Genomic DNA, 21,036 nt, shown 5'->3' with positions numbered 1-21,036 from the left:
ACCCGGGCGACACACAGGCGCCGCGCCACGGTCCACAATGACCCGGTTTCCGCCACCCCGAACCACACACGAGGCAGACCAGACATGACCCGCACCCTCTCCCAACTCTTCGACCTCAAGGGCCGCACCGCCCTCATCACCGGTGGCTCGCGCGGCCTGGGCCTGCAGATGGCGCATGCGCTGGGCGAGGCCGGCGCGCGCGTGCTGATCAGCTCGCGCAAGGCCAAGGACCTGGAGGAGGCCTGCGCGGAACTCACGGCCGCCGGCATCGCCGCCGAATGGGTGGCCGCCGACGGCCAGAGCGAGGACGAGTGCCGCCGGCTGGTCGACGAGGCGATGCGGCGCCTGGGCCATATCGACATCCTGGTGAACAACGCGGGCGCGGCCTGGGGCGCGCCGGCCGAGGACCACCCGGTGGACGCCTGGGACAAGGTCATGGACCTCAACGTGCGCAGCTACTTCATCCTGGCCCAGGAGGTCGCGCGCCGCAGCATGATCCCGCGCAAGGGCGGCAGCATCATCAACACCGCCTCCATCGCCGGCCTGGGCGGCAACCCGCGCGGCATGAAGACCATCGCCTACAACACCTCCAAGGGCGCGGTCATCAACTTCACGCGCGCGCTGGCGGCCGAGTGGGGCGACCATGGCATCCGCGTCAACGCCATCTGTCCGGGTTTCTTTCCCAGCAAGATGACCCAGGGCACGCTCAAGGCCATGGGCGAGGACAAGCTGGCCGCGCACGCCCCGCTGGGCCGCCTGGGCGACGACGAGGACCTGAAGGGCCTGACCGTGCTGTACGCCAGCGACGCCGGCAAGCACATCACCGGCCAATGGCTGGCCGTGGACGGCGGCGTCTCGATCATCACGGGCGGTTGATGGAATTCTCGGTACGCATTCCCTTTGTCGATCTGCTCGGCTTTCGCCTCGAGCGCATGGAGGGCGGCGAAGCCCAGATGGCCTACGACCCCGCGCCCGAGCACCTGAACTCCTTCGACGTGGTGCATGGCGGCGTCGGCATGACCCTGCTGGACGTGGTGATGGCGCACGCCGCGCGTTCCTTGCAGCCCGACATGGGCTGCGTCACCATCGAGATGAAAACCAGCTTCGTGCGCGCCGCCAAGGGCCCGCTGCTGGCGCGCGGCCTGGTGCTGCACCGAACCGCCACCATGGCCTTCACCGAGGGCCGCGTGCTCGACGCCGGCGGCCAGCTGTGCAGCCACGCCACGGGCACCTTCAAGTTCGTGCCGCGCCTGCCCACGGGACCGGGCCGCGTGAACCCGCTCAACCGCATCCCCACCGACTGACCCAACGGGAGACCCCCATGCCCACCAACCGCCAGATCCTGCTCGACAACCGCCCCAAGGGCGAGGCCTCCGTCGACAACTTCAAGCTCGTCAGCACCGAGACACCCCCGCTCAAAGACGGCCAGGTGCTGGTGCGGCACCACTTCCTCAGCCTGGACCCGTACATGCGCGGCCGCATGAACGACAGCAAGAGCTACGCCGCCTCCCAGCCTCTGGGCGAGGTGATGATCGGCGGCACCGTGGGCGTGGTGGCCGAATCGAAGCACCCCAGGTACGCCGTCGGCGACCAGGTGGTGGGCATGGGCGGCTGGCAGGAGTACAGCGTGGTCGATGCCGAGCAGCCCGGCGCGCTGCGCAAGGTGGACACCACCCATGTGCCGCTGAGCCACTACCTGGGCGCCGTGGGCATGCCCGGCGTGACGGCCTGGTACGGCCTGGTGAAGATCATCAACCCCAAGGCCGGCGACACCGTGGTGGTGAGCGCGGCCACGGGCGCCGTGGGCAGCGCCTTCGGTGCGCTGGCCAAGGCGCGCGGCTGCCGCGCGGTGGGCATCGCGGGCGGACCCGAGAAATGCCAATACGCCGTGCAAGAGCTGGGCTTCGACGCCTGCATCGACTACCGCCTGCACAAGGACATGTACTCGCTGGCCAAGGCGCTCAAGGAGGCCTGCCCGAACGGCATCGATGGCTACTTCGAGAACGTGGGCGGCATGGTCCTGGACGCCGTGCTGCTGCGCATGAACGCCTTCGGCCGCATCGCCGTGTGCGGCATGATCGCCGGCTACGACGGCCAGCCGCTGCCGCTGGCCAACCCGGCGCTCATCCTGGTCAACCGGCTCAAGGTCGAGGGCTTCATCGTCAGCGAGCACATGGAGGTCTGGCCCGAGGCGCTCAAGGAGCTGGGCACCTTGGTGGGCACCGGCAAGCTGCGCCCGCGCGAGACCGTCGCGCAGGGCATCGCCGCTGCGCCCGAGGCCTTCCTGGGCCTGCTCAAGGGCAAGAACTTCGGCAAGCAGCTGGTCAAGCTGGTCTGAGGCGGCCATGCACGTGGCGCCGGCGCTCGGTGAGGCGTTTCGCGAGGCCCTGCTGCGCGAGAAGGGCGCGCTCCACGCCGCCGAGGTGCGCGATGTCCACCAGACCTGGTCCCTGATCTTTGCCACGAGAAAGGCCCGACATGCTGTCCACGCATGAAGTCTTTAACCAGCCCGCGCCGCTGGTGGACGTCAACCTCTTCGACACCAACCGCGCGCTGCAGGCCGCGCTGGCCTTCAACGCGCCGGGGCTGGACACCGCCGGCCTGCGCGCCCTGGGCGCCACCGTGGGCAGCGCCGGGATGCAGGCCCATGCGCGCCTGGCCAACGTGTTCACGCCGCAGCTCAAGACCCACAGCCGCGTGGGCGAGCGCATCGACCAGGTGGAGTTCCACCCCAGCTACCACGCGCTGATGCGCGAGGCGGTGGGCGCCGGCCTGCATGGCGCCGCCTTTGGCGCCGCGGAACAGGCGAGCGGCAACGCCCACCTGCGCCGCGCCGCTGGCTTCATGCTGTTCACCGAGCTGGAGCCCTCGGTGCTGTGCCCCATCTCCATGAGCTACGCGGTCACGCCCGCGCTGCAGGACAACGCCGCCATCTACCGCGACTGGGCGCCGCAGCTCACCAGCCGCGACTACGACCCCGCGCTGAAGCTCTGGCGCGACAAGCCCGGTGCCACCATGGGCATGGGCATGACCGAGAAGCAGGGCGGCTCCGACGTGCGGGCCAACACCACGCGCGCCGAGCCCGCGGGCCGCGACGGCTGGGGCCAGCGCTTCGCGGTCACCGGCCACAAGTGGTTCTTCTCGGCGCCCATGTGCGACGCTTTCCTCATCCTCGCGCAGACCGCCAGCGGCCTGAGCTGCCTGTTCCTGCCGCGCGTATTGCCCGACGGCTCGCTCAATGCCATCCGCATCCAGCGCCTGAAGGACAAGCTGGGCAACAAGGCCAACGCCAGCTCCGAGGTGGAGTTCCTGGGCGCCACGGCCTGGCTGGTGGGCGAGGAAGGGCGCGGCGTGCCGCAGATCCTGGCCATGGGCACCATGACGCGCCTGGACTGCGCCCTGGGCACCAGCGGGCTGATGCGCCAGGCCCTGTCCATCGCGCTCAACCACACCACGCAGCGCAAGGCCTTCGGCAAGTTCCTCATCGACCAGCCGCTGATGAAGAACGTGCTGGCCGACCTCGCGCTCGAATCCGAAGCCGCCACCGCGCTGGCGCTGCGCCTGGCGCGCGCCTTCGACCGCCAGCACGACCCGCACGAGCAGGTGATGGCCCGCCTGCTGACGCCGGTGGCCAAGTTCTGGATCTGCAAGCGCGGCAGCCACTTCGCGCAGGAGGCCATGGAGTGCCTGGGTGGCAACGGCTACGTGGAAGAGGGCGGTGAGGGCATCATGGCCCGCATCTACCGCGAGATGCCGCTCAACTCCATCTGGGAAGGCGCCGGCAACATCATGGCGCTGGACCTGCTGCGGGCCATCCGCAAGGCCGATGCCGCCGCCGCGCTGGCGCAGGAGCTGGCGCCCGCCAGGGGCCAGCACGCCGCGCTGGACCACCTGGCCGCGCGCCTGCCGCTGCGCGTGGAAGAAATGGCCACCGAGATGGAGGCCCGCCGCCTGGCGCAGGACGTGGCGCTGGCCGTGCAGGCCGCGCTGCTGGCGCAGACCGCGCCGGCCGCCGTGTTCAACGCCTTCTGCGATTCGCGGCTGGGCGGGCACTGGGGCCACAGCTTCGGTTCGCTGTCCGCCGGCACCGGGGTCGACGCCATCATCGAGCGGGCCATGCCGCGCTGACCCGATGAACGAGTCCACGGCCATGCACGCCACCACCATGCACGACCTGATCCTCCACCACTACCCCATGTCGCCCTTCGCCGAGAAGGCGCGGCTCATGCTCGGCCACAAAGGCCTGGTCTGGCACAGCGTGCACATTCCCGCGGTGATGCCCAAGCCCGACGTGGTGGCCCTCACCGGCGGCTACCGCAAGACGCCGCTGCTGCAGATCGGCGCCGACATCTACTGCGACACCGCCCTCATCGCCGACGTGCTGGAACACCGCGAGCCCGAGCCCCCGCTGTTCCCGGCGCACGCGCGTGGCCTGTCGCGCACCGTGGCGCAGTGGGCCGATTCCTCCCTGTTCTGGGCCTCCATGGGCTACACGCTCAGCCCCAAGGGCGCGGCGGCGATGTTCGCCAGCCGCCCGGCCGGCGAGGGCCAGGCCTTCGCCAGCGACCGCGCCGCCATGCGCCAGAACATGACGCTGCTGCGCCCCGCCGACGCCACCAGCGCCTACCGCAGCTACCTGCGCCGCCTGGCCAACATGCTGGACGACCAGCCCTACCTCTTGGGCGAGGTCCCTTGCATCGCCGACTTCGCGGCCTACCACCCGCTGTGGTTCACGCGCACGCTCAACCCGGGCCTGGCCAGCATCCTGGACGCCACGCCCGACGTGCTGGAGTGGATGGACCGACTGGCTGCCATCGGCCATGGCCGCAGCGAGCGCCTGAGCAGCGCCGACGCCGTGGGCATCGCGCACGCCGCCACGCCCGAACCCATCGGGCCCGACGGGTCCTTCCAGGACGACCACGGCATTGCGCTGGGCAGCCGCGTCAGCATCGCCGCCGAGGCCTTCGGCACCGAAACCAGCGAAGGCCTGCTGCGCGCGGCCACGCGCACGCGCTACACCATCGAGCGCCAGGACGAGCGCGCCGGCACGGTGCACGTGCACTTTCCGCGCGTGGGCTACGTATTGCGCGAGGTTCGGGCTTGAGCGGCGCGCTGAACTGGCGCTGCGAAGCCTTCGACGCCTTGAAGCCCCAGGCGCTGTACGACCTGCTGCGCCTGCGCACCGAGGTGTTCGTGATGGAGCAGCACTGCGTGTTCCAGGACATGGACGGCGCCGACCCCGCCTGCCACCACCTGCTGGGCGAACGCGACGGCGTGCTGCTGGCCTATGCGCGCCTGGTGCCGGCCGGCCTGAAGTTCGCCGAGGCCAGCATCGGCCGCGTGGTGAGCGACCCGTCCGCGCGCGGCTCCGGCATGGGCCACGCGCTCATGCGCGAGGCGGTGCGCCAGCTGCACGCGCTCTGGGGTGAACAGCCGATCCGCATCGGCGCGCAGGCGCACCTGCAGGGCTTCTACCGCCAGCACGGCTTCGAGACCGAGGGCCCGCCCTACGACGAGGACGGCATCCCGCACGTCGAAATGCTGCGCCGCTGAACACACGACACCACAGGAGACGACACCATGATCCAGGACTTCCACGGCAAGACCGCCGTGCTCACCGGCGCGGGCTCGGGCTTCGGCCTGGAGTGCGCGCGCATCGGCGCCCGGCGCGGCATGAACCTCGTGCTGGTGGACGTGCAGGCCGACGCCCTGGCGCGCGCCGAGGCCGAGATGAAGGCCAGCGGCGCGAAGGTGCTGGCGCGCCGCGTGGACGTGTCCGACGCCGCGCAGATGGAGGCCCTGGCCGCCGAGGTGCAGCAGACCTTCGGCGCGCCGCACTTCGTTTTCAACAACGCGGGCGTGGGTTCGGCCGGCTTGATCTGGGAGAACTCGGTGCGCGACTGGCAGTGGGTGCTGGGCGTGAACGTCTGGGGCGTGGTGCACGGCGTTCGCCTGTTCACGCCCATGATGCTGGCCGCCGCGAAGGCCGACCCGGCCTGGCGCGGCCACATCGTCAACACCGCCAGCATGGCGGGCCTGCTCACGCCGCCCAACATGGGCATCTACAACGTGAGCAAGCACGCGGTGGTGGCGCTCACCGAAACGCTCTACCAGGACCTGCGCCTGGTCAGCGAACAGGTCGGCGCCAGCGTGCTCTGCCCCTACTTCGTGCCCACCGGCATCAGCCAGAGCCAGCGCAACCAGCCGGCCGAGCTGGCCGGCGAGCGCCTGACGAAAAGCCAGCTCATCGGCCAGGCCATGACGGACAAGGCCGTGGGGTCGGGCAAGGTGACGGCGCCCGAGGTGGCGCACAAGGTGTTCGAGGCCATCGAAGCCGACCGCTTCTACGTCTTCAGCCACCCCAAGGCCCTGGGCAATGTGCGCTCGCGCATGGAGGCCATCGTGAACGTTCAGAACCCGCCCGACCCCTTCATGGAACGCCCGGAGGTGGGGGCGCAGCTGCGCGCCGCGCTGCGCGAAGCTTGAGGCCGCATGGACGCCGCGGCCGCCAACGGGCACTGCCTGTTCGACACCGCCATCGGCCGCTGCGGCATCGCCTGGGGGCCGGCGGGCATCGTGGCCGTGCAGCTGCCCGAGGCCGACGACGCGGCCACGCGCCGGCGCCTGTGGGGCCACTGCGCCGGTGAGCCGCCCGAGGCCGAGCCACTGCCGCCGGTGCAAGACGCCATCGCGGGGGTGGTGGCCCTGATGGCGGGCGAGCGGCGCGACCTGCTGGAGGTGGTGCTCGACATGGCGCGCGTGAGCGCGTTCCACCAGCGGGTCTACCACGTCGCGCGGCGCATCCCGCCGGGCCAGACGCGCACCTATGGCGAGGTGGCCCAGGCCCTGGGCGACCCGCAACTGGCGCGCGCCGTGGGGCAAGCCATGGGGGCCAACCCCTTCGCGCCCATCGTGCCCTGCCACCGCGTGATGGCGGCGGGCGGCCAGCCGGGCGGCTTCTCGGCGCGCGGCGGGGCGGTGACCAAGCTGCGCATGCTGGGCATCGAGGGCGCGCTGGAGCCCGACCTGTTCGATCCGCCCCCGCCTGGCCTCAGTCGCTGAGGGGCGGTTCGGCCAGGCGCTCGGCCAGCGCCAGCGCCGACAGCGGCGCGCAGCCCTCGGCCTTGTTGCTGATGGTCACGTAGGCGTTCTGTCCCGCGCCGGTGACGCCGCGCACCGTGCGCACGATGAGCGCGCGCGTGTCCTCGTCCACGTCGTGGATGCGGTCGTAGGGGCTGTACTCCCGCTGCGCGTCTTCGTAGCCGTAGGCGCCATGCAGGGGGTTGAGGTTCCAGCGGCAGACCAGGGGGCCGGGCCACAGGGCGCGCAGCAGCGGCAGCTGGTCCTGCATGCGCGGCATCTTGGCGTGCAGGCCCAGGCAGTAGGTGGCGCCGGCCTCGCGCAGCACCTCGGCCAGCGCGGGCGCGATGCGCGGCGACAGCCACTCGGGGTCGCGCACCTCCACCGCGACCACGCCGTCGGGCGTGGCGCCACGCACGTCCGGCAGGGCCTTGAGCAGGGCGCGCAGGCGCTCCAGCAGCAGCGGCAGGCGCTGCAACTGCGCGAAGGGCAGGGGGCTCAGCTGGAACACCAGCGCGCCGACCTTGTGTCCCAGGCCGGCCAGGGCGGGTTCGATGAACTCGCTCACCGCCACGGCCGGGTCCAGGAACAGCGGGTTGGGCTGGCGGCCCATGCCGTCCTCGCCGCGAACCTGGGCGTCGCAGACCAGCGCGGGGGCCTTCACGACGAAGCGGAAATCGCTCGGCACCTGCTCGGCGTAGCGCCGGAACTGCAGCTCGGTGAGGGCGCGGTAGAAGCTGCGGTCGATACAGACGCAGCGCAGCAGCGGGTGCTGGCCGTAGGCGGCGAGTCCCTGTTTGGACAGTGTGGCGTCGGGGTACTCGCGGTCCCAGACCAGGCCGGCCCAGCCCGGGTAGGTCCAGGACGAGGTGCCCAGGCGCAGGCGCGGCGGCAGGGCGGCGGCCAGGGCGCGCAGGGCCTCGCTGTGCTCGGCGGGCAAGACGCCGGCGCCGCCGCGGCGGCGCGCGGGTGGGCCATCGGCGGGCGGCGGCGCGGCGGGCGCTGGCGGCGGGGAGGCGGGCGGTGAAGGTGGTCCGCCGAACAGGTCGTCCTGCATCGGTCCCGTCAACCCGCGTGGAAGCGCCGGCGGTACTCGCCCGGCGTGAGGCCCACGAAACGGATGAACACCTTGCGAAAGGCGCTGGTGTCGCCGTAGCCCACGTCCCAGGCGATGCGGTCCACCGGCAGGCGGCCGAACTGCAGCATCTCGCGCGCCCGGCCCACGCGCAGGCGCTGGCAGTACTCGGTGGTGGTCATGCCGGTGGCCTTCTGGAAGCGGCGTAGGAAGGTGCGCTCCTCCAGCCCGGCGCGCGCGGCCAGCGTGGTCAGGGCGATGTCCTTCGCGTCGGTGGCCTGCAGCCAGTGCTGCACCTTGAGCACGGCGGCGTCGCCGTGGCGCAGCCGGGGTGAGAAGGCGCTGTAGTAGCGCTGCTCGCGCCCGGGCGGATCGACCAGCAGCGAGCGCGCCGTCTCCACCATCACCGTGGCCCCCAGGGTGCGGTCGATCAGGCGCATGCCCAGGTCGGTCCAGGCCATGGCGCCGCCGGCGGTGAGGATGTCGCCGTCGTCGACGATGAGCTGGTCGGTGTCGAGCCGCACACCGGGGAAGCGGTCCTGGAAGGCCTCGGCGTAGCGCCAGTGGGTGGTGATGGTGCGCCCGGCCAGCAGACCGGTCTCCCCGAGCACGAAGGCGCCCGCGCACACCGAGGCCAGCGCCACGCCGGCCGCGTGCCGCTCGCGCAGCCAGGCGCCGAAGGGCGCGGCGGCCTCGCGCGCCAGCGGCGGGTTCAGGCTGGGCGGCAGCACCAGCACGGCGGGCGTGCCGGCCTGGCCGGGGGCGCTGTCGAACACGCGCGAGGGCGGGCCCTGCTCATGCAACTGCCAGTGGCTCACGCGCAGGGCGTGGGCGGCGCCGCCCACGCGCGGGGTGGCGGTGCGCGAGGCGTAGTCGAAGAGGTCGCTCATGCCCAGCACGGCGGCCTGCTGCGCGCCGGGGTAGAGCACCAGACCGATTTCGGTGGGGGCGGGGGAGGGCATGTGTCGATTTTGCCCTTTGGAATGTCGATGACGCCACTGTGCGCCGGGCTGGCCCCCCGGGATCATTCGCTGGTCCCCATCCGGGACCAACGACGCTTGAACCCACGGAGCCCCGAATGCCCTCCCGCGCCCTGGTCGTGATCGACCTGCAGAACGAGTATTTCCCCACTGGCAAACTGCCCCTGGTCGGCATCGAGGCGGCCAGCGCCAACGCGGCGCGCGTGATCGCCAAGGCGCGCGCCCAGGGGGTGCCGGTGGTCCATGTGCGTCACGAGGCCGGCCGACCCGACGCGCCGGTGTTCACGCCAGGCACGCCCAACGTGCAGATCCACGCCTCGGTGGCGCCCGCCGAGGGCGAAGCGGTGATCGTCAAGCACTTTCCCAATGCGTTCCGCGAGACGCCGCTGAAGGCGCTGCTGGACGAATTGGGCGTGCGCGAGCTGGTGATCGTGGGCGCCATGAGCCACATGTGCATCGACGCCGGCGCGCGCGCCGCCGCCGACCAGGGCTACGCCGTGACCGTGGTGCACGACGCCTGCGCCACGCGCGATCTGATCTTCGATGGTCAGACGGTGCCGGCCGCGCAGGTGCACGGGGCCTTCATGGCGGCGCTGGGTTCGTCGTACGCCACACTCGTCGACACCGAGGCCTGGCTGGCGCGCTGAAGGGGGCTTCGTTGGCCCGCGCAGGGCCGGGGCCGCCGCTCAGTCCCCGTCGGCGCCGGGCCACCAGCGCAGGAGCCAGTGGCGGTGGTGCCGGCGCGGCGCGGTTTCTCGCTGGGCTTCCAGTCCCAGCCGGCTTTCGTCGCGGCGCTGGCGGCGCGCGCTCGCCAGCCAGTGCGGTTTGCGGCGCAGCACCAGGTGGCGCTCGATGGCGCGCTCCAGCATCAGCGCCAGGTGGGCGCCGTCGGCCGGTAGGCCGAGGTAGTGGCAGATCAGGCCTTCGTCGATGAGCTGCTGCGGGGCGTTCAGGTCGTGCGAGGCGCTGGCCAGCACCACCGACAGGGCCGGCGTGCGCCGTTTGGCGGCCCGCACCAGTTCCAGCGCGCCGCGCGGGTCGCCGGCCTGTTGCAGCAGCAGCACCGCCGGCCGGCGCTGCGCGAGCAGGGTGAGCGCGTCGGCCATGTCCTGGGCCAGCAGCAGGCGGGCGGGGGGCGTTGCCTGGGCCGCGCAGGCCTGGGTGCAGGCGCGGGCCAGCCCGGCGTCGGCCTGCACGAGCAGCACTTCTTCGTGCCGCGCGGGCGCGCCGCCGTCGGTGCCCGTGTCCTGGAAGTCGCTCCAGGCCAGGCGCGTGAGGCGCGACAGGCGGGCCGCGTCCTGCACGCTGCGGATCAGCCGGGCGTCGTTCCAGGGTTTGCTGATGCAGCGGAACACGTCGCCCTCGTTCAGCGCGGACACCACCGAGGAAAAATCGGCGCAGCCCGCGAGCAGCAGGCGCACGGTGTGCGGCGAGGCTTCCCGGGCCTGGCGCAGGAGCTCGGTGCCGCACATGCCGGGCATGCGCTGGTCGGACAGCAGCACGTCGAAGCGCTGGGCGCCGAGCAGGGCCAACGCCTGCGCGCCGTCGCTGGCCACCACCACGTCGAACTCGCCGCGCAGCAGCCAGCGCAGCGAGCGCCGCAGCGGGGCCTCGTCGTCCACGCAGAGCACTTTGGGCAGGTGCCTGGCTTCGTTCTTCATGCCGTGCTTTCGGGGGAAGGGCCGGTGGTTCATCCGCTGCATGAGCGCCGACGGGCTCAGGCGCGGCATGCTAGGAACGGCGCGCGGTCGGCCACATACTGCCGCGGCAGTATTCGGGCCTTCGCCGGCGTCCGAGGTGCATTCCTTGATGGCTCGCAAAGGAACCGGATGGGGTGGTGGCCTGTGGCAAACTCCCGCGCTTCGTGAAGTGAGGCACCCCTTGGGGGGCCACCGGGAGACCCATGCAGAAGATCGTTGCGCGCCTGGCGCAAGACCTGAAGATTCGTGAGCAGCAGGTGCGGGCCACCATCGAGCTGCTCGACGGCGGCGCCACGGTGCCCTTCATCGCCCGCTACCGCAAGGAGGCCACCGACGGCCTCGACGACATACAGCTGCGCGAACTCGACGCGCGCCTGGCCTACCTGCGCGAGCTGGAAGACCGCCGCGCGGCGGTGATCAGGAGCGTGGAGGAGCAGGGCAAGATGACCGACGCGCTGCGCGCGGCCTTCGACGGCGCCGACAGCAAGCAGGAACTGGAAGACCTCTACCTGCCCTACAAGCCCAAGCGCCGCACCAAGGGCACGATCGCGCGCGAGGCGGGCATCGAGCCCCTGGCCGACGCCCTCTGGGCTGACCCTTCGCTGGACCCGGCCACCGCCGCCGCGCCGTACGTGAAAAGCGAGAAGGGCGAGGACGGCAGCGACTTCACCACCGCGGCGGCCGTGCTCGACGGCGTGCGCGACATCCTGTCCGAGCGCTGGGCCGAAGACGCCGCGCTGGTGCAGGCCTTGCGCGAGTGGCTGTGGGCCGAAGGCCAGATCACCAGCCAGCTGGTGGCCGGCAAGGATGAAAACGCGCCCGAGGTGGCCAAGTTCCGCGACTACTTCGACCAGCGCGAACCCATCGGCAAGGTGCCGTCGCACCGCGCGCTGGCCATGTTCCGAGGCCGCGGGCTGGAAATCCTGGACGTGAAGCTGGCCCTGCCCGAGGACCCGCAGCCCGGCCAGCCCAGCCTGGCCGAAGGCCGCATCGCGCGCCACCTGGGCTGGAGCCACCAGGGCCGCCCCGCCGACGACCTGCTGCGCAAGTGCGTGGCCTGGACCTGGCGCGTGAAGCTGAGCCTGTCCAGCGAGCGCGACCTGTTCGCCCGCCTGCGCGAAGGCGCCGAGGGCGTGGCCATCCAGGTGTTCGGCGCCAACCTGCGCGACCTGCTGCTGGCCGCGCCGGCCGGCCCCAAGGTGGTGATGGGCCTGGACCCGGGCATCCGCACCGGCGTGAAAGTGGCCGTGGTGGACGCCACCGGCAAACTGGTGGACACCGCGACCGTGTTCCCGCACGAGCCGCGCCGCGACTGGGACGGTGCCCTGCACACCCTGGGCCGCCTGTGCGAGAAGCACGGCGTGAGCCTGATCGCCATCGGCAATGGCACCGCCAGCCGCGAGACCGACAAGCTGGCGGCCGACCTGCTCAAACGCTTCCCGGCCGTGCAGAAGGTGGTGGTGAGCGAGGCCGGGGCCTCGGTCTATTCGGCCAGCGAGTACGCCAGCCAGGAAATGCCCGACGTGGACGTGAGCCTGCGCGGCGCGGCCAGCATCGCGCGCCGCCTGCAGGACCCGCTGGCCGAGCTGGTGAAGATCGACCCCAAGAGCATCGGCGTGGGCCAGTACCAGCACGACGTGAACCAGAGCGAGCTGGCGCGCACGCTGGACGCCGTGGTCGAGGATTGCGTGAACGGCGTGGGCGTGGACCTGAACACCGCCAGCGCGCCGCTGCTGTCGCGCGTGTCGGGCCTGTCGGCCTCCCAGGCCAAGGCCGTGGTGCGCTGGCGCGAGGCGCACGGCGCCTTCCGCAGCCGCCAGCAACTGCTCGAGGTGAGCGGCCTGGGCGCCAAGACCTTCGAACAGGCGGCCGGTTTCCTGCGCATCCGCGACGGCGACAACCCGCTGGACATGACCGGCGTGCACCCCGAAAGCTATCCGGTGGTCGAGAAGATCATCGCCAGCGTGGGCGAGCCGGTGAACAAGCTCATGGGCCGCGCCGACTGGCAAGGCCGGCTCAAGCCCGAGCAGTTCGCGGTGGACGGCGTGGGCGCCATCACCGTGAAAGACATCCTGAAAGAACTGGAGAAGCCTGGCCGCGACCCGCGCCCGGACTTCAAGGTCGCGCGTTTCAACGAGGGCGTAGAGGACATCAAGGACCTGCGCGAAGGCATGATCCTGGAGGGCACGGTGAGCAACGTGGCCCAGTTCGGCGCCTTCGTGGACCTGGGCGTGCACCAGGACGGCCTGGTTCACGTGAGCCAGCTCAGCCACAAGTTCGTCAACGACGCGCGCGAGGTCGTCAAGACCGGCGACATCGTGAAGGTCAAGGTGCTGGAGGTCGACACGGCGCGCAAGCGCATCTCACTGAGCATGAAGCTCGACGCCGCGCCCGCGCGGCGCGACGGCGGCGGGGCGGGTGCGGGCGGGCCGCGCGGCGGGCGCGAGGGCTTCGCTCGCTACTCGGGCGGGCGGGACGCGGTGGCTGCGCCCTCGGCCATGGCCTCGGCTTTCGAGAAGCTGCGCGGCGCCAAGCCGCGCTGAGCGGCGCATCAAGTTCCGCGGCCACCTGCCGATAGGGCAGGAAGCGACAACTTCGTTGGCTGGCGTGCCTTGATCGGGGGCGCCGCGGTACCGGCCGTGCCGGGCCGTCGGTGCGGCCCTTGTGGGGACGCGCGCAGCGCCGCGGGGGGGTCGATGTCAGTCCGAGGTATTCATCCCCACCGCCCGCCATGGATCTTGAAGCGCTCCTGAACTACCCCGGCGCCTTGCCGGCGATGTCCCGCACCGTCGCCGACCTGATGTCGGAGATGAACAAGGACGACCCGAGCCCCAAGCGGGTGGCCGAGCTGGTGGGGCAAGACCCCTCGCTCACCACCCGGGTGCTGCGCCTGTCCAACTCCTCCTTCTTCCGCGCCAGCCGCAAGATCGGCAGCGCCCAGGAGGCCGTGGCCATGCTGGGCATGACGCACGTGCGCTCCCTGGTGATGGCCGCCGCGCTGGGCTCCAGCTTCAAGAACGTGCCCGGCGTGAACCTGCCGCAGTTCTGGCGCTACAGCCTGCGCGTGGCCGACATCTCCAAATCCCTGGCGGGCCTGCTGCGCCAGCAGGAGTCCAATGCCTACACGGCCGGCCTGATCCACGCCATCGGCGACCTGGTGATGCACATCGCCATGCCCGATGAGATCGCCCCCTTGGACATGGGCACGCCACCGCTGGACCTGCAGCGCGCCCAGGCCGAACGCAACCGTTTCGACTACACCTACGCCGAGGTCGGCGCGGGCATGGTGGAGCGCTGGAATTTTCCCCCTGCCATCGTGAGCGCGCTCAAGCACCAGACCGCGCCCTTCGACGGCGACGTGTACGACCCGCTGGCCGGCATCCTGCACCTGGCGTCCTGGCGCGCGCGCGCCGAGGAAATCCAGCTCGACGATGGCGGCCTGGCCGCCACCTTCCCCGACATGGTGGGCCTGACCCTGGGACTGGATCTGGGCAGCGTGCTGGGCAAAGACCCGGCCGAATGGGAGTTCACCGACGCGCTGTCGGCCTTCCTGGATTGATCGCGCCCCATGTCGTCGATAGTTCTAAAGAAACGCCTGCCGGTAACGATAAACAAAGCAAACACCCGACGTTCCAGCCGCAAGAGGATCGCCATGCATCTCGAAAAACTGCTCAAGCAGCCTCAGGCCCTTCCGTCCGTACCCAAGGTGGTGCGGCGCCTGATCGAAACCTTCGAGCAGGCCGACGTCGATCCCATGCTGGTGGCCTCGCTGATCGAAGAGGACCCGGTTCTCACGGCCAAGCTGCTCAAAACGGCCAACTCGGCCTTCTTCGGCCTGTCGCGCAACGTGACCAACGCGCGCGAGGCCATGAACATCCTGGGCCTGATCAAGGTGCGCGCGCTGGTGGTGGCCAGCGCCCTGGGCGAGAGCTTCCACATGGTGGGCGGCGTCAACCTCAACCAGTTCTGGCGCTACAGCCTGAACACGGCCAACCTGTCGCGCTACATCGCGCTGCCCATCCGCATCGACGAGAACACCGCCTTCACGGCCGGCCTGATCCACGCCATCGGCGAGCTGGTGATGCACGTGGGCATGCCCGAGGCCATGATCGAACTGGACCGCAACATTCCCATGCTCGACCTCAAGCGCGCCAAGGCCGAGCGCAGCCTGTTCGGGTACAGCTACGCCGAGGTGGGCGCGGCGCTGGCGCGCGAATGGAAGTTCCCGCGCCGCATGATCAATGCCATCGAGCACCAGACGGCGCCCTTCGACAACGACGTGTACGAGCCGATCGCCGGCGTCATCCACATCGGCTCCTGGCGCGCGCGCGCCGAGGAGCAGGACCTCCGCGGCGAGCTGCTCATCAACACCTACCCAGACCCGGTGGGCGTGGTGCTGGGCATCGATCCGGACACCGTGGTGGCCGAGCGCATTCCCTCGATTTCCCGGCACCCGGTGGAAGACGAGGCCAAGCCGCGCGTCGAGCCGGCCAGCGATTCCGTGCCCCACTGAGGGCCGGGGCCATAGCGCTCGGTGACAATCCGGGCCCATGCGAGCCCTGCGCCTCTATGCCGGACCTTCCGCCCTCGAGCACCTGAGTGAGCGGGGCCTGCGCCCCTCGGACGTCGGTGTCGTCCCCGCCGCGGCCGGCGGACCCAAGGGCCTGATCCTGGGGCCCATCGACCGCCTGCTGTTCGGCCACTGGCTGGCCGACGCGCCCCAGCCCATCCACCTGGTGGGCGCCTCCATCGGCGCCTGGCGCATGGCCACGGCCTGCCTGCCCGACGCGGTGGGCAGCTTCGAGCGGCTCGAGCACGACTACATCCACCAGCACTATGAACTGCCGCCCGGCCAGCGCCGGCCCACGGCGCAGCAGGTGAGCGAGCAGTTCTCGCTCAATCTCCAATCCTTCTACGGTGGGCGCGTCGAGCCCGTGCTGCGGCACCCGCGCTGGCGGCTGCACATCGTCACCTCGCGCGGGCGGCGCCTGCTCGCGCACGATGGGCGCTGGCGCACGCCCCTGGGCTACCTGAGCGCCTATGCGGCCAATGCCGTGCGCCGCCCGGCGCTCGGCCAGTGGCTGGAGCGGGTGGTGTTCTCGGGGCCGGACGCGGCGGCCGGCACCACCAGCGCCTTGCCCTTCGCCACCCACGACCTGCGCACGCGCCAGATCCCGATGGGCCCGCACAACTTCATGCAGGCCCTGCAGGCCAGCTGCTCCATTCCCTTCGTGCTGCGACCGGTGGTGGACATCCCCGGCGCGCCGCACGGGCCGTACTGGGACGGCGGCATCACCGATTACCACCTGCACCTGCACTACCGGCACGACGCCGCCGCGCCCATCGTGCTGTACCCGCATTTCCAGCGGGCGGTGGTGCCGGGCTGGCTGGACAAGGCCTGGAAGCGCCGCCACCGCAGCAGCGCCGCGCTGGACCACATGCTGGTGCTGGCGCCCGACCCCGACTGGGTGAAGCAGGCCTTGCCGGACGGCAAGCTGCCCGATCGCAGCGACTTCGGGCGCTACGGCCAGGACCTGGCCGCGCGCGTCAAGGCCTGGGGCGCGGCGGTGAAGGCGGCGCGGCAGCTGGCGGAAGAACTGGGGGAGTGGCTGGCCCGGCCCGACGTCCGCCGGGTCGAACCGCTGTGAGCCCCGCGAGGCCGCGCGGGATAATCCCTCGGTGACCGCACCGTACCTCACCGCCGCCCTCTACAAGTTCGTCGACCTGCCCGACCATGCCGACTGGCGTGAACCGCTCATCGCGCTGTGCCGGGAGCATCAGGTCAAGGGCACGCTGTTGCTGGCGCCCGAGGGCATCAACGGCACCATCGCAGGGCCTGAGGCGGGCGTGCAGGCGGTGCTGGCCTGGCTGCGGCGCGATCCACGCCTGAGCGACCTGGAGCACAAAGCCTCCTGGTCCGAGCGGCCGCCGTTCCACCGCCTCAAGGTGCGGCTCAAGCGTGAAATCGTGACCCTGCGCGTGCCCGGCCTGCGGCCGCAAGAGCACGCCGGCCGCTACGTGAAGCCTGAGGACTGGAACGCCCTGATCGCCCAGCCGGACGTGCTGCTGATCGACACACGCAATCACTACGAGGTCAAGATCGGCAGCTTCGAGGGAGCGCTCGACCCGGGTATCGGCGCTTTCACGGAGCTGCCCGCCTGGCTGGCGAGCCAGCCGGCGCTGCAAGGCCCGGTAAAGCCGCGTGTGGCCATGTTCTGCACCGGTGGCATCCGCTGCGAGAAGTCCACGGCCCTGTTGCGCCAGCAAGGGTTCGAGGAGGTGTACCACCTGCAGGGCGGCATCCTGAAGTACCTGGAAACCGTGCCCGAGGCCGAGAGCCGCTGGCGTGGCGAGTGTTTTGTGTTCGATGAACGGGTGAGTGTGGGCCACGGTTTGCAGCCGGGCGGGCACGCGCTGTGCCGCTCCTGCCGATGGCCGCTCGACGAGACCGACCGCGCCTCACCGCTCTACGAAGAAGGGGTGAGTTGCCCCCATTGCCACGCCCGGCGCGGCGACGCGGACCGGGAGCGCCTGGCCGAGCGCCAGCGCCAGGTCACTCTGGCGCGAGAACGCGGTCTGCCCCATATCGGCTCTCCCACCCCCACGGCGGCAGCGCCGACCGGGCCCGAAGGCGCCGCCGATAGCGGGGCGGGGCCGGCGCGGCCTACCGGCGTTCAGGGGGCCCAGAGCCAGCCGGTGTTGTCTTCGGCGGGTTCCGTCACCCGATAGAACGACGGGGCCTGCACCGTGATGGGCACGCTGTGTGGCCGACGGTGCAGCTGGCTCAGACGAAGGCCGCTCGCCGAGCGCTGCAGCCAGGCTCCGGCCTGCAGGAGGGCCTGATCAAGGGTTTGAGACGAGGCCGGCCGGCGCCACAGCATGGCGGTGGCCGCCGCCATGGCGAGCTGGCGCTTGGCGCCCGACGAAGGCGCTGTTTGCCAGGCGCGCAGGATGAGTTGGTGCGCGTGGGCGACATCGTTGTCGAGCAAGGCGATGGTGGCGTCGGTGGCCAGCACGATGGCGGTGATGCTGCGGTTGTCGCGCTGTGTGTGGCCACCCAGGGTCTCGCGCAAACCCTGCAGTGCCGTGCGCGAGCGCGTATGCCAAGCGGTGTCGATGGCAAAGAGCCAGGCCTCGTCACGAAACCACAGGCTGCAGTGCGAGAGCACCGGCAGGGCTTTCTCCACCAACCGCCACGCTTCATGGGGCAGGCCGTTCAGCCGCAGGCGCCGCGCCAACAACCAATCGCGTGTGGCATTCCAGCGGGTCAGGCCGGTGAGGGGGAGGGCGTCGAAGCCTTGCAGACAGGCGCCGAGGCGCGCCTCGTCACCCAGCCGAGCGGCCAGATCGCCCAGCGCGAGCCGGCACAGGATCCGGGGTGTGAGCCAGGGCGAGCGTTCGGCGAGCTCTTGGGCGCGGGTCCATTCGCTCAAGGCGGTGTCGAGGTCGCCATCGGCGTGCCGTGTCAGGCCGGAGAGGGCATGCAACAGGGCTTGGAGGCCTTCGCAGCCCGGCGAGACGTTGCTGCCGGCTTCGCTGCTGCGGTGGAAGGCTGGCCCGCCGGACGCCTCGCGCGTGATCTGTCGGTGCAAGTTGGCCAGGCGGTGCCAGCGTCGGATGCCTGCCGAGCCGTCCACCGCGGGCGCGTCGCGCAGGCTGCGCCACCACGCGGGCGGCGCCCAGTCGACCCCCACCACCGCCATGAGGTGTTCGGCCGTCGCCCCGGCCCGCACCGCTTGAGGCGTGGTGGTGACGTGATCGAAGTGGGTCAAGGCGCGGTCCACCAGATGGGCCACGCGGCGCGAGTCGCCAGCGGTCCATTCGTATACAGCCAGGCACAGGTCCGCCCAGCCTTCGTGGTGAGGGGCGTTCGAGCGGGAGGCCCGCCGTCGCAGCTCCAAGGCTTCCTGAGGTGTTCGAGGGTCACCACGCCAAGCGCTTTCCATGAGGATGTCGGCCTCGGCGTCCAGGCCGCGCTCGACCAGCGACCGGCACCACAGGGCGGGCAGGTGGGGACTGGCGGGCCCCATCAGCGGTGGTGGGTGGCCAATCAAGGCGGCCAGACGCTCCCAGCGGCGCTCCACCTCGCCCGGCGAGGTGGACAGCAGGATCTGGCGAAGGCGCATGGCGAGTGCGGCCGAACCGGCGGCTTGCCAGGCGGCTTCGAACGGCGAATCGGCGCTCGCGCTGACGCGCGTGCGCCAGTCGGGGGCCGAGATCTCGATGTCCATGGTGAATGCCGGGCGAACCCTCTCGGCCTCGGGCGCCGGCGCTGCGTCCTTGTCCCGGGCGTTCGTCAAGCGCAGGCGGCTTTGCGCGCGCACGGAGTCGTCGCCCGCGGTGGGGGTTTGCTCGGTGTCCAGCGGCTGCACCCCATGCGCTTGCAGCGACAACACGCCGAAGCCCGCCAGGGCGACAGGCATCCAGGTGGGCAGATTCAGTCCGTCATCCAGGCGGGTGAGTGGCCAGCGCACCACCAGCAGGGCGGCGCCCCGCGACGTTTGACCTGGGGCCACGCGGCGGTGGCGCACTTCGCCCACCACGCGGTAGCCCACCCGATGCACGGTGTGCACGGGGCACTCGAAGCCAGGCGCGTCGCTCAGGGCTTTGCGCACTTTGAGCACGGCCTGGGCGATGACGGAGTCGGTCACACAGCGGCGCTGCCAGACCTGTTCCAGCAACTCTTCTTTGGCGACCACCCGGCCATGGTTCTTGAGCAGGTAGAGCAACAGGTCGAAGGCTCGCCGTTCAAGGGGGCGCAGCACGCCGTCGCAGGTCAGTTCGCGGTGGTCGGAACGCAGCACGAACGGTCCGAAGGTGAATTCGTCGCACCCCGAGGGGTGGCCGACCGGCGGAGGGGCGGCCGGGGCGCCTGTGGACTGGACAAGCGAAACCGGGGCAGCCCTGACGCGCCCCACTGCGCTGTGCTTTCGCATTTTGGCTTTTCCTCACCTGAAAAGCCGATTACAGCACTCCAAAAGTCGTCATTTTTCCATAATTGAGAATACAAAAGGGCTAGGAAATAAGTCGACCGACCATCCTGCCAATCAGACCGTTAGCGAGGTTTCGAGCATGGCCTGGTAGTCCTGCGGCGAAGCGAGCCGGGGATTGGTCTTGTGGCAGTGGTCGGCCAGGGCGCCTTCGATCACGCGGTCGAACAGCGAGCGGTCCACGCCCATGGCGGCGAGGCCATTGGGCAGGCCCAGCCGCGCGCTCATGTCGGCCACGGCCTGGGGAACGTCGGCGCCGGCGGCCAGGCCCATGGCCTGGGCCATGCGGTCCAGGCGCTGCTCGCGCCGCATGCTGTCGGCCTCGGCATTGAAACGGATCACGGCGGGCAGAAAGACGGCATTGAGCGTGCCGTGGTGCAGGCGGGGGTTGATGCCGCCCAGGCTGTGGCTGAGGCTGTGCACGCAGCCCAGGCCCTTCTGGAAGGCCATGGCGCCTTGCATGCTGGCGCTCATCATGTGCAGGCGGGCCTCGCGGTCGCTGCCGTCGCGGGTGGCGCGTTCGATGTGGGCCCAGCCGCGGCGCAGGCCATCGAGCGCAATGCCGTCGGCCGGCGGATTGAAGGCCGCGCTCATGAAGGTTTCCATGCAATGCGCGATGGCGTCCATGCCGGTGGCGGCGGTGAGCAGGGGCGGCAGGCCCAGGGTGAGTTCGGGGTCGAGCAGCGCGGTGCGGGGGACGAGGTGCCAGCTGTGGAAGCCCAGCTTGCGGCCGTCGTCGACGATGAGAATGGCGCCGCGCGCGACCTCGCTGCCGGTGCCGGCGGTGGTGGGGACGGCGATCAGGGGGGGCACGGCGGCGCTGATCTTGGGTGAGCCGCCTTCGATGGTGGCGTAGGTCTTGAGCGGCCCTTCGTGCGCGGCGGCGATGGCCACGCCTTTCGCGCAGTCGATGGCGCTGCCGCCGCCGAGCGCGATCAGGCCATCGCAGCGTTCGCGGCGGTAGATCTCGACCGCGGCCCGGACCGCGGCCTCGGTGGGGTTGGAAGGGGTCTGGTCGAACACCGCAGCGGGCGTGCCCTGCAGCGCGGCCTGCAGCCTGTCGAGCAGGCCGGCGGCGCGCACCCCGGCGTCGGTGACGATCAACGGACGGCGCATGCCCACGCGCTCGCATTCGGCGGGCAACTGCGACAAGGCCCCGTAGTCGATGAGGATGTTTGTCACGTAGAGGATCTGGGCCACGTCTGTCTCCG

20 protein-coding genes are annotated in these 21,036 nt (G+C 71.0%); 15 read left to right on the top strand and 5 right to left on the bottom strand.

The genetic code is table 11. The features are described from left to right. The first annotated feature begins 84 nt into the window (after positions 1-84). Genes JNX00_RS12550 through JNX00_RS12510 form a run of 9 tightly spaced genes read left to right on the top strand, consistent with a single transcriptional unit; the run spans position 85 to position 7,062 of the window. Positions 85-876, top strand: coding sequence for an SDR family oxidoreductase (locus tag JNX00_RS12550; protein ID WP_204742497.1), 792 nt, complete (start codon positions 85-87; stop codon positions 874-876). Further along, positions 873-1,304, top strand: coding sequence for a PaaI family thioesterase (locus JNX00_RS12545; protein ID WP_139146973.1), 432 nt, complete (start codon positions 873-875; stop codon positions 1,302-1,304). The genes JNX00_RS12550 and JNX00_RS12545 overlap by 4 nt, the downstream gene beginning before the upstream one ends. Positions 1,305-1,321: 17 nt before the next feature. Next, the gene (locus JNX00_RS12540) at positions 1,322-2,338 is read left to right on the top strand and encodes an NADP-dependent oxidoreductase (RefSeq protein WP_204742496.1); all 1,017 of its coding nucleotides are present in this window, start codon (positions 1,322-1,324) and stop codon (positions 2,336-2,338) included. A gap of 7 nt (positions 2,339-2,345) precedes the next feature. Then, positions 2,346-2,495: a hypothetical protein gene (locus JNX00_RS12535; protein WP_204742495.1), complete on the top strand. Its 150-nt coding sequence runs from the start codon at positions 2,346-2,348 to the stop codon at positions 2,493-2,495. Then, positions 2,479-4,128, top strand: a complete 1,650-nt coding sequence (locus JNX00_RS12530; RefSeq protein WP_070398390.1) for an isovaleryl-CoA dehydrogenase — start codon at positions 2,479-2,481, stop codon at positions 4,126-4,128. The genes JNX00_RS12535 and JNX00_RS12530 overlap by 17 nt, the downstream gene beginning before the upstream one ends. 37 nt (positions 4,129-4,165) lie before the next feature. Further along, positions 4,166-5,104 (top strand): glutathione S-transferase family protein, encoded by a 939-nt coding sequence (locus JNX00_RS12525; protein ID WP_204745062.1) that lies wholly within the window; start codon positions 4,166-4,168, stop codon positions 5,102-5,104. Beyond that, positions 5,101-5,553 (top strand): GNAT family N-acetyltransferase, encoded by a 453-nt coding sequence (locus JNX00_RS12520; protein ID WP_239478136.1) that lies wholly within the window; start codon positions 5,101-5,103, stop codon positions 5,551-5,553. Before JNX00_RS12525 ends, JNX00_RS12520 begins: the two co-directional genes overlap by 4 nt. 27 nt (positions 5,554-5,580) lie before the next feature. Beyond that, complete coding sequence (locus JNX00_RS12515; RefSeq protein ID WP_204742494.1) at positions 5,581-6,486, top strand: SDR family oxidoreductase; 906 nt, start codon at positions 5,581-5,583, stop codon at positions 6,484-6,486. Between the two features lie 6 nt (positions 6,487-6,492). Continuing rightward, entirely contained in the window at positions 6,493-7,062 is a 570-nt protein-coding gene (locus tag JNX00_RS12510; RefSeq protein WP_204742493.1) for a methylated-DNA--[protein]-cysteine S-methyltransferase, read from the top strand. On the opposite strand, the gene JNX00_RS12505 is transcribed toward JNX00_RS12510, so the two are convergent. Continuing rightward, the gene (locus JNX00_RS12505) at positions 7,052-8,137 is read right to left on the bottom strand and encodes a DUF72 domain-containing protein (RefSeq protein ID WP_204742492.1); all 1,086 of its coding nucleotides are present in this window, start codon (positions 8,135-8,137) and stop codon (positions 7,052-7,054) included. The two genes, JNX00_RS12510 and JNX00_RS12505, sit on opposite strands and share 11 nt — an antisense overlap. A gap of 8 nt (positions 8,138-8,145) precedes the next feature. Then, entirely contained in the window at positions 8,146-9,117 is a 972-nt protein-coding gene (locus JNX00_RS12500; protein WP_204742491.1) for a GlxA family transcriptional regulator, read from the bottom strand. A 116-nt stretch (positions 9,118-9,233) separates the two neighbouring features. Here JNX00_RS12500 and JNX00_RS12495 point away from each other — a divergent pair, with 116 nt between their 5' ends. Then, positions 9,234-9,782: a cysteine hydrolase family protein gene (locus JNX00_RS12495; protein ID WP_204742490.1), complete on the top strand. Its 549-nt coding sequence runs from the start codon at positions 9,234-9,236 to the stop codon at positions 9,780-9,782. Positions 9,783-9,821: 39 nt separating this feature from the next. On the opposite strand, the gene JNX00_RS12490 is transcribed toward JNX00_RS12495, so the two are convergent. Then, positions 9,822-10,796, bottom strand: coding sequence for a response regulator (locus JNX00_RS12490; protein WP_204742489.1), 975 nt, complete (start codon positions 10,794-10,796; stop codon positions 9,822-9,824). 242 nt (positions 10,797-11,038) lie between these two features. Between JNX00_RS12490 and JNX00_RS12485 the strand changes: the two genes are divergently transcribed. The 5 genes from JNX00_RS12485 to JNX00_RS12465 all read left to right on the top strand — a co-directional run bounded on the left by JNX00_RS12485 (position 11,039) and on the right by JNX00_RS12465 (position 17,564). Next, positions 11,039-13,378 (top strand): Tex family protein, encoded by a 2,340-nt coding sequence (locus JNX00_RS12485; protein WP_070398398.1) that lies wholly within the window; start codon positions 11,039-11,041, stop codon positions 13,376-13,378. Positions 13,379-13,566: 188 nt separating this feature from the next. Next, the gene (locus JNX00_RS12480; RefSeq protein ID WP_070398399.1) at positions 13,567-14,394 is read left to right on the top strand and encodes an HDOD domain-containing protein; all 828 of its coding nucleotides are present in this window, start codon (positions 13,567-13,569) and stop codon (positions 14,392-14,394) included. Positions 14,395-14,487: 93 nt separating this feature from the next. Continuing rightward, positions 14,488-15,348 (top strand): HDOD domain-containing protein, encoded by an 861-nt coding sequence (locus JNX00_RS12475; RefSeq protein WP_070398400.1) that lies wholly within the window; start codon positions 14,488-14,490, stop codon positions 15,346-15,348. Positions 15,349-15,385: 37 nt separating this feature from the next. Beyond that, positions 15,386-16,483 (top strand): patatin-like phospholipase family protein, encoded by a 1,098-nt coding sequence (locus JNX00_RS12470; RefSeq protein WP_204742488.1) that lies wholly within the window; start codon positions 15,386-15,388, stop codon positions 16,481-16,483. A gap of 31 nt (positions 16,484-16,514) precedes the next feature. After that, positions 16,515-17,564: a rhodanese-related sulfurtransferase gene (locus JNX00_RS12465; RefSeq protein ID WP_204742487.1), complete on the top strand. Its 1,050-nt coding sequence runs from the start codon at positions 16,515-16,517 to the stop codon at positions 17,562-17,564. Here the strand turns inward: JNX00_RS12465 and JNX00_RS12460 are convergent. Both JNX00_RS12460 and JNX00_RS12455 read right to left on the bottom strand, forming a co-directional pair. Then, complete coding sequence (locus JNX00_RS12460) at positions 17,510-19,639, bottom strand: winged helix-turn-helix domain-containing protein (RefSeq protein ID WP_070398403.1); 2,130 nt, start codon at positions 19,637-19,639, stop codon at positions 17,510-17,512. The genes JNX00_RS12465 and JNX00_RS12460 overlap by 55 nt on opposite strands. Before the next feature lie 243 nt (positions 19,640-19,882). Further along, on the bottom strand, positions 19,883-21,025 hold the full coding sequence (locus JNX00_RS12455; protein WP_070398404.1) for an iron-containing alcohol dehydrogenase: 1,143 nt from the start codon (positions 21,023-21,025) through the stop codon (positions 19,883-19,885). Positions 21,026-21,036: the final 11 nt, after the last annotated feature.

Origin of the sequence: Hydrogenophaga sp. YM1 (genome assembly GCF_016903055.1) — a bacterium.
Lineage (GTDB): Bacteria > Pseudomonadota > Gammaproteobacteria > Burkholderiales > Burkholderiaceae_C > Hydrogenophaga > Hydrogenophaga borbori.
This window is presented reverse-complemented; position numbering and strand designations above follow the sequence as displayed.

Bases quoted from the DNA above. Each gene is read 5' to 3' on its own strand.
- JNX00_RS12550 (WP_204742497.1), top strand. From the start codon at position 85: ATGACCCGCACCCTCTCCCAACTCTTCGACCTCAAGGGCCGCACCGCC.
- JNX00_RS12540 (WP_204742496.1), top strand. From the start codon at position 1,322: ATGCCCACCAACCGCCAGATCCTGCTCGACAACCGCCCCAAGGGCGAG.
- JNX00_RS12535 (WP_204742495.1), top strand. From the start codon at position 2,346: ATGCACGTGGCGCCGGCGCTCGGTGAGGCGTTTCGCGAGGCCCTGCTG.
- JNX00_RS12530 (WP_070398390.1), top strand. From the start codon at position 2,479: ATGCTGTCCACGCATGAAGTCTTTAACCAGCCCGCGCCGCTGGTGGAC.
- JNX00_RS12525 (WP_204745062.1), top strand. From the start codon at position 4,166: ATGCACGACCTGATCCTCCACCACTACCCCATGTCGCCCTTCGCCGAG.
- JNX00_RS12515 (WP_204742494.1), top strand. From the start codon at position 5,581: ATGATCCAGGACTTCCACGGCAAGACCGCCGTGCTCACCGGCGCGGGC.
- JNX00_RS12510 (WP_204742493.1), top strand. From the start codon at position 6,493: ATGGACGCCGCGGCCGCCAACGGGCACTGCCTGTTCGACACCGCCATC.
- JNX00_RS12505 (WP_204742492.1), bottom strand. From the start codon at position 8,137: ATGCAGGACGACCTGTTCGGCGGACCACCTTCACCGCCCGCCTCCCCG.
- JNX00_RS12500 (WP_204742491.1), bottom strand. From the start codon at position 9,117: ATGCCCTCCCCCGCCCCCACCGAAATCGGTCTGGTGCTCTACCCCGGC.
- JNX00_RS12495 (WP_204742490.1), top strand. From the start codon at position 9,234: ATGCCCTCCCGCGCCCTGGTCGTGATCGACCTGCAGAACGAGTATTTC.
- JNX00_RS12490 (WP_204742489.1), bottom strand. From the start codon at position 10,796: ATGAAGAACGAAGCCAGGCACCTGCCCAAAGTGCTCTGCGTGGACGAC.
- JNX00_RS12485 (WP_070398398.1), top strand. From the start codon at position 11,039: ATGCAGAAGATCGTTGCGCGCCTGGCGCAAGACCTGAAGATTCGTGAG.
- JNX00_RS12480 (WP_070398399.1), top strand. From the start codon at position 13,567: ATGGATCTTGAAGCGCTCCTGAACTACCCCGGCGCCTTGCCGGCGATG.
- JNX00_RS12475 (WP_070398400.1), top strand. From the start codon at position 14,488: ATGCATCTCGAAAAACTGCTCAAGCAGCCTCAGGCCCTTCCGTCCGTA.
- JNX00_RS12470 (WP_204742488.1), top strand. From the start codon at position 15,386: ATGCGAGCCCTGCGCCTCTATGCCGGACCTTCCGCCCTCGAGCACCTG.